The sequence below is a fragment of the Paraburkholderia sp. CI2 genome (genome assembly GCF_014201055.1).
GTDB classification, from domain to species: domain Bacteria; phylum Pseudomonadota; class Gammaproteobacteria; order Burkholderiales; family Burkholderiaceae; genus Paraburkholderia; species Paraburkholderia tuberum.
The window spans coordinates 26525-40305 of the sequence record NZ_JACHDL010000027.1; the positions used below are offsets into that span (position 1 = coordinate 26525).

A 13781-nucleotide genomic window follows, 5' to 3' on the forward strand; every position below is an offset into this window, starting at 1 on the left:
TACGCTTTGCGGGGCAACCCGGCCCTCGCGGGGCGGTATTTTGTTTCTGCTGCCGGCCTAGCCGCGTTTCCCGTTCGCCTCGCGCAAAAAATCCTCGACGCTCGGATAGCGCAGACGTACCCGCAATTCCTCCTTCAGACGCCGGTTCACGAGCCGGCGCGACTCGCGCATGAACGACAGCAGCATCGGATCGATCTGCTGCTCCGCCTGCTCTCTCGTGATGCGCGGCGGGCGCGCGAGCCCGAACGCATCGGCGACCGCATCGAAATACTCCCCCATTTTCAGCGACGAATCGTCGGACGCGTGCAGTGCGCGCGCGGGCCGGCCATGCGTGGCGAGACGCACGAGGATCGCGGCGAGGTCGTCGGCGTGGATGTGATTCGTGTAGACGTCGTCGGCATCGACGAGCGCCGGCGTGCCTCTTTCGAGCCGCGCGAGCGGCAGACGGTTGCGTGCATAGATGCCCGGGATCCGCGCGATGCTCGTGGCGACGCTGCCGCGCGCCGTCGCGCGCCGCAACTGCCGCTCGGCCGACGCGCGACGTTTGGCGCGCGCATTCGCGGGCCGCGGCGCGCGCGTTTCGTCGATCCACGCGCCGCCGCAATCGCCGTAGACGCCCGTCGTGCTCGCGTAAACGATGCGCACCGGTGCGCGCGAAGCGCCGGTCCGGCGCACCCCGTCGGGTACAATATCGGGTGTTTCAGCGTCCAGACCTGAAGCGCGCGCACGGCGCAACCGCGCGATCGGCGCGACGGACGACCTCGCCGCGCAAGCGTTCATGCGGCCCGCGGCACCTAACGTCGCAAGCAGCGCGCGAGTGCGTCGATCGTCGTCGCCGGACTTCTGCGGCGGCGCGAGATGCAGCACCGTCGGCGCGAGGCGCGCGAGCCGTTTGAGGCTGCCGCGCGCGTCGAGATCGCCGACCAGCGGCGTCGCGCCCGCGGCGCGCAACCCATCGCAGCGCGCGGCATGGCTCGTCAACGCGAAGATACGCGCGCGCGGCCGCAACAGGGGCACGCAGCGCATGCCGACGTCGCCGCATCCTACGATCAGCACGCGCGGCCGGCGGAAGTTTCGTGTCGCTTTCATGGTGGGCGCATTGTAGCGGTCACACGCAACAGGTACCGCGCGGTTGATCCGGCGGGTCCCATTACGATTCCGAATTTTCGATTCCGAACACTTTATGGCATTTAACGTCACGCTCCGGCAAACCGGCCGGCAGTTTCAGGTAGAACAGGACGAACCGGTGCTCTCCGCAGCGCTGCGTCAAGGCATCGGCCTGCCGTACGGCTGCAAGAACGGCGCGTGCGGTTCGTGCAAAGGCACGGTCGTGAGCGGCGAGGTCGAACAGCGCGCGCACTCGTCGTCGGCGCTGTCGAACGACGAAAAGACGCGCGGCATGGCGCTCCTGTGCTGCGCGACCGCGTGCTCCGATCTCGAAGTCGACATCCGCGAAGTGGCCGGCGTCGGCGATGTGCAGGTCAAGAAGCTGCCGTGCCGCGTGAACGCGATCGAGCGCAAGGCCGACGACGTGATCGTCGTGAAGCTGCAACTGCCCGCCAACGAACGTCTGCAATATCTGGCCGGCCAGTACCTCGAATTCACCCTGAAGGACGGCAAGCGCCGCAGCTATTCGATGGCGAGCGCGCCGCACGTCGAAGGCCCGGTCGAACTGCACATCCGCCACATGCCCGGCGGTGCGTTCACCGACCATGTGTTCAACACGATGAAGGAGCGCGACATCCTGCGCTTCGAAGCGCCGCTCGGCACGTTCTTCCTGCGCGAAGACTCGGACAAGCCGATCGTGCTGCTCGCGTCGGGCACCGGTTTCGCGCCGCTGAAGGCGATCGTCGAGCATGCGGTGTTCAAGAGCATGACGCGCCCCATGACGCTCTACTGGGGCGCGCGCCGCAAGAAAGACCTGTATCTGCTCGAACTCGCCGAGCAATGGGCGCGCGAGATTCCGAACTTCAAGTTCGTGCCGGTGCTCTCCGAGCCCGATGCGGGCGACGCATGGACGGGCCGCACGGGCTTCGTGCATCGGGCGGTGATCGAGGATCTGCCCGATCTGTCGGCCTACCAGGTGTATGCATGCGGCGCGCCGGTGATGGTCGAATCGGCGCTGCGCGACTTCACGCAGCATCACCAGCTGCCGGAAGACGAGTTCTACGCGGACTCGTTCACCAGCGCGGCCGATCTCGCGAACGCGGTCTGATTGCACGGCGGCAAATTCCCCCCCAATGCAGCGCCAGTGCAAATTCATGGTTTACACCAGCGCTTTTCTTATCGTATTCTTTCGCGCATGAACCGCATCCAGTCCGAATTCCGACGTCGCCGCTCGCCGCTCCCTTAGGGACGCCGCTGGCTTCGTCACGGACTCGCGCCACACAAAATCTGGGCGCAAGCTGTTCGAATCATGAAAGCCACGGCATGCCGTGGCTTTTCTGTTTTTCCGGCCGCCGTTTTTATTGGCCAAACCGTCACCGTTTCTTCACCCTGCTCTTACCCTTTTGCCTGGAGCCTGCCGTCATGAATTTCAATGAGTATCCAATCGATTCGCTGATGTACATCACGAACCGGCCTGAAATCGTTTTCACGCACGGCAAAGGCTCGTGGATTTACGACAACAATGGCAAGCGCTACCTGGATTTCATTCAGGGCTGGGCGGTCAATTGTCTCGGCCACTGCAACGACGGCATGATCGAAGCGCTGAACCAGCAGGCCAAGCTGCTGATCAACCCGTCGCCCGCGTTCTACAACGAGCCGATGGCGAAGCTAGCGGACCTGCTCACGCAGCACAGCTGCTTCGACAAGGTGTTCTTCGCGAACAGCGGCGCCGAGGCGAACGAAGGCGCGATCAAGCTCGCGCGCAAGTGGGGCAGAAAGTTCAAGGACGGCGCGTTCGAGATCATCACGTTCGACCACAGCTTCCACGGCCGCACGCTCGCGACGATGTCGGCCAGCGGCAAGCCGGGCTGGGACACGATCTACGCGCCGCAGGTGCCGGGCTTCCCGAAGGCGGACCTGAACGACATCGCGTCGGTGGAAAAGCTGATCAACGCGAAGACCGTCGCGGTGATGCTCGAGCCGATCCAGGGCGAAGGCGGCGTGATCCCCGCAACCCGCGAGTTCATGCAGCAACTGCGCGAGCTGACGAAAAAACACAACATCTTGATGATTGTCGACGAAGTGCAAAGCGGCTGTGGTCGCGCCGGCACGCTGTTCGCGTATCAGCTGTCGGGTATCGAGCCGGACATCATGACGCTCGGCAAAGGCATCGGCGGCGGCGTGCCGCTCGCGGCGCTGCTGTCGAAGGCGGAAATCGCCGTGTTCGAAGCGGGCGATCAGGGCGGCACCTACAACGGCAATCCGCTGATGACCGCGGTCGGCTACTCGGTGATCTCGCAGCTGACGGCGCCGGGCTTCCTCGAAGGCGTGCGCTCGCGCGGCGAATATCTGCGCACGAAGCTGCTCGAGCTGTCCGAGGAGCGCGGCTTCAAGGGCGAGCGCGGCGAGGGTCTGCTGCGCGCGCTGCTGCTCGGCAAGGACATCGGCAACCAGATTGTCGAGAAGGCGCGCGACATGCAACCCGACGGCGTGCTGCTGAACGCCGCGCGTCCGAACCTGCTGCGCTTCATGCCGGCGCTTAACGTGACGACCGGAGAAATCGACCAGATGCTGGCGATGCTGCGCTCGGTTCTCGACTCGCTGTAATCAACCACGGAGCGCACCGATGACGACGAACACGACGCTGTCGATCCGCCGCTTCGACGCGACCGATACCGAAGCCGTGATTGCGCTATGGCAGGACGTGTTTCCCGAGTATCGCGACGTGACGCGACCGCAGCGCAACCCGCGTCAGTCGATCGCCAACAAGCTCGCGACGCAACCGGAGCTGTTCTTCGTCGCGGTGCTCGATGGACGCATCGTCGGCACCGTAATGGGCGGCTATGATGGACACCGCGGCTGGTTGTATTCGCTCGCGGTCGACGCATCGCTGCGACGTCATGGCATCGGCACGCGGCTCGTCGCGCACGTCGAGAGCGAGTTGACGAAGCTTGGTTGTCCGAAGCTGAACCTGCAGATACTGTCGTCGGCAACGGCTGAGATACGGGCGTTCTACGATGCGCTCGGGTATCGCACCGATGCGGTGATCAGCCTCGGCAAGCGGCTCGGCCAATACGCCGACGCGGCCCCGGCCAGTTGATTCGCGTCGTACGCCTGATTAAAGAAAGCCGCATGCGTTGCTTGACGCATGCGACTTTTTCAATGGTTCTCCCGCAAGCAGCGCACGTATCGGCGGATTCGGACAAATAGCAGATGGCGAGCAGTTGGATTGCCTAGAATCGTTTACGCACGAGACGACGCCGGCGCTGGAAAGACAGGTTTGCGGCGAATCGCGACCCTTCCCCCCCGGGGGCGGCTCATGCGTCTGAGTCCCAACGCGTTGGAATCCTAAGGGGAATCTTCATGGCGACTTATGTGGTGCTCCTGCAATTTACGGATCAGGGTATCCGCACGATCAAGAACAGTGCAGAGCGAGCCGGGCAGGCGGCGGAAATGGCGAAATCTTTTGGCTGCGAGATGAAGCAGATCTACTGGACGTTAGGGGCATACGACGTTGTCTCGGTCGTCGAAGCGGCAGACGAGCAGAGCTTCCTCGCCTTCGGCTTCGCACTCGGCTCGGCCGGCAATGTCCGCTCGCAAACGCTGCGTGCGTTCACAAAAGACGAAATCAGTTCGGTTATCGGGCGACTCCCTTAATTCACGTCCCAACCAGAAAAATAAAACGCGCCCCGCGACATTGCATCGCTGGGCGCGTTGCAAGCCGGACGTGTGCGCAAAGGGCATACGTCCAACTATTCACCCACTCATTCACCCAGATAGGCGGCCCGAACCTTCGGATCGTCAAGCATCTGCTTCGCGTCGCCCGACATCGTGATCAGACCGGAGTCCATCACGTAGCCGCGATTCGCCGCCTGCAGCGCGAGCCGCGCGTTCTGCTCGACGAGCAGCACGGTCATGCCTTCAGAGGAAATCAGGCGCACCACTTCGAAGATCTTCTCGACCATGATCGGCGACAGACCCATCGACGGTTCGTCGAGCAGCAGCAGTTTGGGCCGCGAGATGATCGCGCGTGCCATCGCGAGCATCTGCTGCTCGCCGCCCGACAGCGTGCCCGCGTATTGCGATGCACGCTCCTTCAGACGCGGAAAGAAGCCGAACATGCGCTCGACGTCCGACTTGATGCCATCGTCATCGTTGCGCAGATACGCACCCATCTGCATGTTCTCGACGATCGACATGCGCGCGAAAATGCCGCGCCCTTCCGGCACCATCGCGAGACCGCGCTTCAGAAGCTCATGCGCGGGCAACCCCTTGATCGACTGACCCATGTACTCGATGTCGCCGGCCGCATACGCCTTCAGGCCGGTGATCGCCTTCATCGTCGTGGTTTTGCCCGCGCCGTTCGCGCCGATCAGCGTGACGAGTTCGCCCTGCCCGACCTCGAGGTCGACACCCTTGACCGCCTGGATGCCACCGTAGTTGACCTGCAGGCCCTTGATTTTCAACATTGCTTGCGTCGTGGACATCAGTGGACCCCCGCACCCAGATAAGCTTCGATCACCTTCGCATCCTTCTGCACGTCCTGCGGCAAACCTTGCGCAATCACCTTGCCGTAGTCGAGCACCGTCATCTGATTGCACAGACCCATCACGAGCTTCACGTCGTGTTCGATCAGCAGAATCGTCTTGCCGTCCGCACGGATCTTGTCGAGCAGCCTGGTCAGCTCGACCTTCTCGGTGGCGTTCATGCCGGCCGCCGGTTCGTCGAGCGCGAGCAGCTTCGGATCGGTCGCCAGCGCACGCGCGATTTCGAGCCGCCGCTGGTGGCCATACGACAGGTTGCGCGACGTATAGTCCGCGTACTGCGTAATGCCGACGTAGTCGAGCAGTTCGAGCGCGCGCTCCTTGATCTCGCGCTCTTCCTGGCGTTCGGCCGGCGTCTGGAACACCGCGCCGAGCAGACCGTGCTTCGTGCGCACATGACGGCCGACCATCACGTTTTCGAGCGCGGTCATGCCGCCGAACAGACGGATGTTCTGGAACGTGCGCGCAATGCCCGCCTTCGCGACCTGATAGACCGCGGTCGGCGTGTAGCTCTCGCCGTCGAGCTTGAACTCGCCTGAATCCGGCGTGTACAGACCCGTGATCACATTGAAGAAGGTGGTCTTGCCGGCGCCGTTCGGGCCGATCAGGCCGTAGATCTCGCCCGCGCGGATCTGCAGGCCGACCTCGGAAAGCGCCTGAAGGCCGCCGAAGCGCTTGTTGACGCCCTTCACCGACAGCCGGGTCGTCGCGTTGTTGCTTACGTTATCGCTCATGTCTTTTTCTCCACCGGACCTTATGCGCGCACCGGCTTCTTGCCGCCACGCTTCGCCAGCTTCGCAATCCTGTCTTCGTGCTTCGGCGCGGGCCACAGGCCTTCCGAGCGGTACAGCATGATCACGACCATCGCGAGGCCGTACAGCAACTGACGGATCACTTCGGTATCGACGATTTCATGGCCGAAGATCATGTTCTGCAGCGGACCCATCGTCGAGCGCAGGAACTCGGGGAACACCGCGAGCAGCACCGCGCCGAGGATCACGCCCGGAATGTGGCCCATGCCGCCGAGCACCACGCAGGCGAGCACCACGACCGATTCCCAGAACGTGAACGATTCCGGCGACACGAAACCCTGGAACGAGCCGAACATGGCGCCCGACAGGCCGCCGAACGACGCGCCCATCGCGAACGCAAGCAGCTTCACGTTACGGGTATTGATGCCCATCGCCTTGGCCGCGATTTCGTCTTCGCGGATTGCGGCCCACGCGCGGCCGATCCGCGAATGCTGCAGACGCGTACAGGTCCAGATCACGAACAGCGCGCACAGCACGAACAGGTAGTAGTACAGGTACACCGACGGAAACTGCATGCCGAACAGCGAGTGTGTCTGCGCGAGGCTGAAGCCGCCGATGGACACCGGATCGATCCCGGTGATCCCCTTCGGGCCGTTGGTGATGTTCACCGGACGGTCGAGGTTGTTCATGAAGATCCGCACGATTTCCCCGAAGCCGAGGGTCACGATCGCGAGGTAGTCGCCACGCAGACGCAGTGTCGGCGCACCGAGCAGAATCCCGAACATCGCGGCGAGCGCCATCGCGATCGGCGCGATGATCCAGATCGGCACGTGGATGCCGTTCGGCGCGAGATGCGCGATCCACGCGAATTGCGTCGCGAGGTGCGGTGAGCTCAGCAGCGCGGCCGTGTAGGCGCCGATCGCGTAGAACGCGATGTAGCCCAGGTCCAGCAGGCCGGCAAAGCCGACCACCACGTTCAGGCCCAGCGCGAGCATCACGTACAGCATCGCGAAGTCGAGCACGCGGACCCAGTAGTTGCCGCCCGCGGCACCGATGACCATCGGCGCCGCGATCACGAAGATCGCCGTGAGAATACCGATAGTCAGCGTCTTCGTGCGGTTCTTCTCGGGGATGAGCGTCGTGGACGGCTCGATCGGTTGAATTGAGGTCATGATTGTTGACTCCTTGTGGCCCGGGATCAGGCGCGATCCGCGACACGTTCGCCGAGCAGGCCCGACGGACGGAACACCAGCACGACGATCAGCACGATGAACGCGAACACGTCCTGGTAGTTACTGCCGAACACGCCGCCCGTGAGGTCGCCGATATAGCCGGCACCCAACTGCTCGATCAGGCCGAGGAGCACGCCGCCGACCATCGCGCCGCCGAGATTGCCGATACCGCCGAGCACCGCCGCGGTAAAGGCCTTCAGGCCAGGGATGAAGCCCATGTAGAAGTGCGCGTTGCCGTATTCGGACGCGATCATCACGCCGGCGAGCGCAGCCAGCGCCGAGCCGATCATGAAGGTCGCCGAAATCACGAAGTTCGGGTTCACACCCATCAGACTCGCGACGTTCGGGTTCTCGGCGATCGCGCGCATCGCACGGCCGAGCCTGGTCTTGTGCACGAGCAGCAGGAGGCCGCCCATCACGAGGAACGCCGCCACGATGATCACGATTTCAGTCATCGAGATCACGGCGCCGGGCGTCGTGTCGGTGGCCTTGATCACGTTGAGCGGGTCGGTAGGCAACAACTGCGGGAACGGCAGCGGATTGCGCGACCAGATCATCATCGCGAGCGTCTGCAGCAGAATCGATACACCGATCGCGGTGATCAGCGGCGCGAGACGCGGCGCACGCCGCAACGGCCGGTAGGCGACCCGCTCGATCGTGTAGCCGACCACCGCGCAGACCGCCGCCGCGATGATCAACGCGATCACGAGCGTCAGCACATTGCCGAGGCCGGGGAAGTGGTTCTGCAGCACACCTATGGCGGAAAGCGCAACCATCGCGCCCACCATCAACACGTCGCCGTGGGCGAAGTTGATGATGCCCAGAATGCCGTAAACCATCGTATAGCCCAGTGCGATGATGGCGTAGACACTGCCAAGCACCAGTCCATTCAGGATCTGCTGGATGAAGATATCCATTTAATGCTCCTTAGCCCGTGCGACTGGATTCGCGTTTTTCATCTGCCGGTGGGCGGTGATGCGCTACGAATCTCAACGGCACTGCGGGTACTGATGTAAAAGACCGGTAAGGGTTATCCGTTGCCGGCTTGCCCTGACGACCGTGACGCGGTCGCGAGCTCACCTCGGGCGGATGCAAAAACGGCACCGTTGGATGGTGTCGGTGCCGTCAGGCCGAACTTCCCGTCATCACATCTTTACGACGTCGAGCACTGCTTTCTTGCCGTCCTTGAAGTCGTAAAGCGTAATGGCGCCCTCTTTCAAATCACCCTTGTCGTCGAACGCGATGTGGCCGATTACCCCGTTGTAATCGGTCGAAGGCATCGCAGCCAGCACCTTGGGCGCCTCGATAGAATTAGCGCGCTTCATTGCATCGACGATCACGTACGCAGCGTCATACGTGAACGGCGCGTAAATCTGCACCGGCGTGTGGAAGCGGTCCTCGTACTTCTTTTCGAAGTCCGCTCCATTGGTCATTTTCGAAAGCGCGAGTCCTGCTTCCGAACAGACCAGGTTTTGCACGGCGGTACCCGCCAGCTCACCTACCTTGTCGGTACACACACCGTCGCCGCCAAGGATTTTTGCCCTGATACCGAGCGCCGCCGCCTGCTTCGTAAACGGCCCGCCCGTCGCGTCCATGCCGCCGAACATGATGGCGTCCGGCTGAACACTCTTGATCTTCGTGAGAATGGCCCGGAAATCCGTGGCCTTGTCGCTCGTCGCCTCCCGCGCGACGATCTTCGCGCCGCTCGCCTCGGCGGTCTTCGTGAACTCGTCCGCGAGACCTTTGCCGTAGGCGGTCGCATCGTCCACGACCGCGATGCGTTTGGCGCCCAGCGCCTTCGTCGCGTAATTGGCGAGCGCCGGACCCTGCTGCGCGTCGGTCGCGACCACCCGATAGGTCGTCTTGAACCCTTGCTGCGTATAGGCCGGATTCGTCGACGACGGCGAGATCTCGACGATGCTCGCGTCGCTATAGATCTTCGACGCCGGAATCGAGACCCCGGAGTTCAGGTGTCCGATCACCGCGACCACGTGATCGTCGACCAGCTTCTGCGCGACGGCGGTGCCGGTTTTCGGGTCCGCTGCATCGTCCTGCGCGTCGAGTTGCAGCTGGATCTTGCGACCGTCGATCGTCAAACCCTGCGCATTGATTTCTTCGACCGCGAGGCGCGCCCCATTTTCGTTGTCCTTGCCCAGGTGCGCGATGCCGCCCGTCAACGGAGCCGCATGACCGATCTTCACGATAGTCGCTTCGCTCGCGGCGGCAACCGCCGCGGCCGAGGCCCCCGATGTGCCCGTTCCCGCTTCGCCATCCTGTTTCTTGCCGCACGCGGTCAGCATCGCAACCGTGGCCGCGATGGACACGGCGTAAGCAAATTTGACTCGCATCAAGTAAGGTCTCCTGCGCCTTGCAAAATCCACTGTCCAGGACCTCAAGGCCTTGAGAACGCGCGCATTGTAACTCCAATTATGCGGGTGGCAATATTGTTGAACCGGTGGGGTTTTCCTGCATTGCAACCTGATTTTGAGAGCGAAATCCGTCAAAAGGCGCAACCTGGTTGCGATCCGTTTTCGTGCACCAGTTGCACCGGCGCCGAACCCGCTGGCATCAAGTGTTGCGGGCGATCGGCGCGAATCCCGGATAGGCCGGGCTTTGCGTCGGGTATGACCATTTAGCGCGCGCTCGGCAAATTGCACCAATTCAGTGCATTCTCAATCCGTCTTAAAGCTTTGGCGAGCTTAAAACGGGGACGCATCGCGCCAAAATCGATAAAAGCCCCGATCACCATTCAAAATAATTTGTGCGCGAGACCACCGAAAGTTGACCGGTCATTCGATGTGGCACTTAATTTAATCAGAGGTTCGTCGGGCACGGGCATAAAAAAAGCGCGCCCACGGGCGCGCTTTCCTTTCAGTGTAGCTAACGGATTGTCAGGCTGGCAGACCGAGCCCGCGTGGCAGCGGAAACGCGATGTTTTCCTCGATGCCCTCGAGCGCGCGCACGTTGCGCACACCCAGTTCGCGCAAACGCGCGATCACCGCCTGCGCCAGTACCTCCGGCGCCGACGCACCGGCGGTCACGCCAATGCGGCGCTTGCCCTCGACCCAAACCGGATCGATCTGATCGGGCGAATCGACCATATAGGCTGGCACGCCGAGCTTCTCGGCGAGCTCGCGCAAGCGGTTCGAATTCGAGCTGTTCGGACTGCCGACGACGATCACGACGTCGCACTGCGGCGCCATGAACTTCACTGCGTCCTGGCGATTCTGCGTGGCGTAGCAGATGTCCTGCTTCTTCGGCTCACGGATGGACGGGTACTTGGCCTTCAGCGCGCCGATGATTTCGGCGGCGTCGTCGACCGACAGCGTGGTTTGCGTGACGAAGGCGATCCGCTCCGGATCGGCGAGCTGCAACGCCTGCACATCCTCGATGTCCTCGACCAGATGCATGCCCTCGGCCGCCTGGCCCATCGTGCCTTCGACTTCCGGATGGCCCTTGTGGCCGATCATCACGATGTCGAAACCGTCCTGGCGCATCTTCGCGACTTCGATATGCACCTTGGTCACGAGCGGACAGGTGGCGTCGTACACCCGCAGCCCGCGCGACTCCGCCTCCGAGCGCACGGCCTTCGACACGCCATGCGCGCTGAAGATCACCGTGTTGCCCGCCGGCACTTCGTCCAGGTTCTCGATGAAGATCGCTCCCTTCTTGCGCAGGTCTTCGACCACATAGGCGTTATGGACGATTTCGTGACGCACGTAGATCGGCGAGCCATACAGCTTGATGGCCCGCTCGACGATCTCGATCGCCCGGTCGACGCCGGCGCAGAACCCGCGTGGCTGGGCCAGCAGGATCTCCGCTTCGGCAAGAGTCGTATCCGTGATGCTCATGTTTACAGAATCCCGATGATTTTCACTTCAAACGCCAGCGCCTGGCCGGCAAGCGGGTGATTGAAATCGAATAGGGCCGACGTTTCGCCAACTTCCTTCAGTACGCCGGCATAGCGCCCGCCGCCCGGCGCGTTGAATTCGATCAGGTCACCCGGGGAAAAATCCTCGCCGATCATGCTGTTCTCCCGCAGCGTGGCGAGGGACACGCGCTGGATCAGATCCGGATTGCGTGGGCCGAACGCCTGGCCCGGCGCTAGCTGAAAGGTCGAATGGCGGCCCACCTTCAAACCCAGCAAAATATCTTCCAGCGGCGGCGCCAGTTGACCGGCGCCGAGCAGCAGCGTGGCCGGCTTGTCGTTGAACGTGTTGATCACTTCGGCGCCATCGGCAAGGGAAAGCCGGTAATGCAGCGTGACGTGTGAACCGGGTTTCACCTCGGAAATATCGATGATGCTCATGCAATGCTCGCTCAGTCGAAGCGCTGCACGCGTGCGCCGCGGGGCAGTCGACGCGTGTGGCAAACCGTCGGCGTGCCGTGCGCAAAGTGTCTATTGTAAGCCACCTAGCGGGCGCCGGCTTGAGTCCGTCGCGCGCGAGGGCGGCACGGCCCGGCGGCGCATTGCGCCGCGTGCGCCGTCAACCTTACGCGGAGGACTCTATATATATGGCTGATTTCGCCAGCACAATCGACGAAACACCTGCGCCAACGCTGCGACGACCGAAGGCGCCGGCACGCGCCGGAGGTGGCGTGAAAGCCGCCGCGAATCGGTCGGCCGAGGCCCCGTCAGAAGCCGCCGACTCCACCGCCCGCTGCCGGCGGCAACTGTTTCGGGGTAAATGGCTCCGGCGCGACATGCCGCGCGAGCGACTGATCGAGCAGGGCCCCGACGTGCTGTCGGACACCGAAATGATCGCGCTCGTGCTCGGCTCTGGCCTGCCCGGTCACGACGTGTTCAGCGTCGCGCGGGCGCTGCTGGATCGCTTCGGCTCCCTGCGCGCGATGCTCGACGCGACTTATGCGGACTTCGACGGCATTCGCGGCATCGGCCCCGCGAAAAAAGCGCAATTACTCGCGATCATGGAAATGGCGCGTCGCTCGCTGGTCGACAAGATGCGCAAGCGCCCGCTAATGAATTCGCCCGAAGCGGTCGAAAGTTATCTGCGCCTTCTGATCGGCGGACAGCCGCAGGAGGTGTTCGTGTCGCTGTTTCTCGACGCCCGGCATCGGCTGATCCGCTGCGAGGAAAGCGCGCGCGGCTCGCTCACGCGCATGGCCGTGTATCCGCGCGAGATCGTGCGGCGGGCGCTCGCCGCGAACGCGGCCAGCCTGATCGTCGCGCATAATCATCCGTCCGGCGCCGTCGAGCCGAGTGCCAGCGACTGCCGCCTCACGCAGACGCTGCGCGACGCGCTCGCGCTCGTCGATGTGCAGTTGATCGATCATCTGGTGATCGGCGCGGACACCGTATATTCGTTCGCCCGCGCCGGCTGGCCGGGGCTCGCGCGCAAGCCCGCCCGAGCGCGGGAGGCGGAATGGCCGCCGTACGGCGCAGCGTCCCGCATCGCAAATAAGGTTTGATTTTGCGGCTTTTTTTCTGCTAGAATTCCGGTTTGCCTATTTCCAACCCCCTGTTCCGAAGCCATCAAGGCGTTCCGCAAAGGTCAGGCAGCTGTGGTAGCGAAGTGTCTCGATGCAAATTCGGCGCAACTTCGCACACTTTCAGCGCGGCTCTTTTCGGGAAACTTTCACGGCGTTCGAACTCAGAATTAGCGTATTAGGAGTGCTCTCATGGCACGCGTATGCCAAGTAACTGGGAAAGCGCCGATGAGCGGCAACAACGTTTCCCACGCGAACAACAAGACCAAGCGCCGGTTCCTGCCGAACCTGCAAAACCGCCGTATCTGGGTGGAAAGCGAAAACCGTTGGGTGCGTCTGCGCGTTTCGAACGCCGGTCTGCGCCTGATCGACAAGAACGGTATCGACGCTGTGCTCGCAGATTTGCGCGCACGCGGTGAAGCCTAAGGAGTAAATCATGGCGAAAGGCGCACGCGACAAGATCAAGCTGGAATCGACCGCAGGCACGGGTCACTTCTACACGACCACGAAGAACAAACGCAACATGCCGGAAAAGATGCTGATCAAGAAATTTGATCCGGTCATCCGCAAGCACGTTGACTACAAGGAAACCAAGATCAAGTAATCTTGGCTCTCCAGCCTGACGAAGGCAAAAACATGAAAGGCCTCGCATTCGTGCGAGGCTTTTTTGTTTTTGCGCGGACCTCGCGATAGCTCCG

15 protein-coding genes are annotated in these 13781 nt (G+C 62.6%); 7 read left to right on the forward strand and 8 right to left on the reverse strand.

Going from position 1 to position 13781, the window contains the following annotated elements; all coding sequences use genetic code 11:
- Positions 1-57: 57 nt before the first annotated feature.
- Entirely contained in the window at positions 58-1089 is a 1032-nt protein-coding gene (locus HDG32_RS29190) for an SDR family NAD(P)-dependent oxidoreductase (RefSeq protein WP_184072634.1), read from the reverse strand.
- A 94-nt stretch (positions 1090-1183) separates the two neighbouring features.
- Between HDG32_RS29190 and HDG32_RS29195 the strand changes: the two genes are divergently transcribed.
- The 4 genes from HDG32_RS29195 to HDG32_RS29210 all read left to right on the forward strand — a co-directional run bounded on the left by HDG32_RS29195 (position 1184) and on the right by HDG32_RS29210 (position 4764).
- Positions 1184-2215, forward strand: a complete 1032-nt coding sequence (locus tag HDG32_RS29195; protein WP_184072636.1) for a CDP-6-deoxy-delta-3,4-glucoseen reductase — start codon at positions 1184-1186, stop codon at positions 2213-2215.
- Positions 2216-2529: 314 nt separating this feature from the next.
- Complete coding sequence (locus tag HDG32_RS29200; protein ID WP_184072638.1) at positions 2530-3714, forward strand: acetylornithine transaminase; 1185 nt, start codon at positions 2530-2532, stop codon at positions 3712-3714.
- A gap of 19 nt (positions 3715-3733) precedes the next feature.
- A complete protein-coding gene (locus HDG32_RS29205) occupies positions 3734-4207 on the forward strand; it encodes a GNAT family acetyltransferase (protein ID WP_184072640.1) in 474 nt (157 codons plus the stop codon).
- Positions 4208-4470: 263 nt separating this feature from the next.
- Positions 4471-4764: a GYD domain-containing protein gene (locus HDG32_RS29210; RefSeq protein ID WP_018421572.1), complete on the forward strand. Its 294-nt coding sequence runs from the start codon at positions 4471-4473 to the stop codon at positions 4762-4764.
- 107 nt (positions 4765-4871) lie between these two features.
- Here the strand turns inward: HDG32_RS29210 and HDG32_RS29215 are convergent, their stop codons facing one another.
- From HDG32_RS29215 to HDG32_RS29245, 7 genes are all read right to left on the reverse strand, one after another.
- On the reverse strand, positions 4872-5576 hold the full coding sequence (locus HDG32_RS29215) for an ABC transporter ATP-binding protein (protein WP_026225995.1): 705 nt from the start codon (positions 5574-5576) through the stop codon (positions 4872-4874).
- A gap of 17 nt (positions 5577-5593) precedes the next feature.
- A complete protein-coding gene (locus HDG32_RS29220) occupies positions 5594-6385 on the reverse strand; it encodes an ABC transporter ATP-binding protein (RefSeq protein ID WP_184023151.1) in 792 nt (263 codons plus the stop codon).
- 20 nt (positions 6386-6405) lie between these two features.
- Positions 6406-7575, reverse strand: a complete 1170-nt coding sequence (locus HDG32_RS29225; protein ID WP_184072642.1) for an ABC transporter permease subunit — start codon at positions 7573-7575, stop codon at positions 6406-6408.
- A 26-nt stretch (positions 7576-7601) separates the two neighbouring features.
- Entirely contained in the window at positions 7602-8552 is a 951-nt protein-coding gene (locus HDG32_RS29230) for a branched-chain amino acid ABC transporter permease (RefSeq protein WP_184023147.1), read from the reverse strand.
- Positions 8553-8780: 228 nt separating this feature from the next.
- Positions 8781-9983: a branched-chain amino acid ABC transporter substrate-binding protein gene (locus HDG32_RS29235; RefSeq protein ID WP_184072715.1), complete on the reverse strand. Its 1203-nt coding sequence runs from the start codon at positions 9981-9983 to the stop codon at positions 8781-8783.
- 543 nt (positions 9984-10526) lie between these two features.
- Positions 10527-11486 (reverse strand): 4-hydroxy-3-methylbut-2-enyl diphosphate reductase, encoded by a 960-nt coding sequence (ispH, locus tag HDG32_RS29240; protein WP_184006365.1) that lies wholly within the window; start codon positions 11484-11486, stop codon positions 10527-10529.
- Between the two features lie 2 nt (positions 11487-11488).
- Positions 11489-11944, reverse strand: a complete 456-nt coding sequence (locus HDG32_RS29245) for a peptidylprolyl isomerase (RefSeq protein ID WP_184072644.1) — start codon at positions 11942-11944, stop codon at positions 11489-11491.
- 206 nt (positions 11945-12150) lie between these two features.
- On the opposite strand from HDG32_RS29245, the gene radC reads away from it, so the two are divergent.
- The 3 genes from radC (at position 12151) to rpmG (ending at position 13687) form a co-directional block, all read left to right on the forward strand.
- Positions 12151-13065, forward strand: coding sequence for a RadC family protein (radC, locus tag HDG32_RS29250; protein WP_184072717.1), 915 nt, complete (start codon positions 12151-12153; stop codon positions 13063-13065).
- A 210-nt stretch (positions 13066-13275) separates the two neighbouring features.
- Positions 13276-13509 (forward strand): 50S ribosomal protein L28, encoded by a 234-nt coding sequence (rpmB, locus tag HDG32_RS29255; protein WP_007180631.1) that lies wholly within the window; start codon positions 13276-13278, stop codon positions 13507-13509.
- 10 nt (positions 13510-13519) lie between these two features.
- A complete protein-coding gene (rpmG, locus tag HDG32_RS29260; RefSeq protein ID WP_008919555.1) occupies positions 13520-13687 on the forward strand; it encodes a 50S ribosomal protein L33 in 168 nt (55 codons plus the stop codon).
- Positions 13688-13781 lie beyond the last annotated feature (94 nt).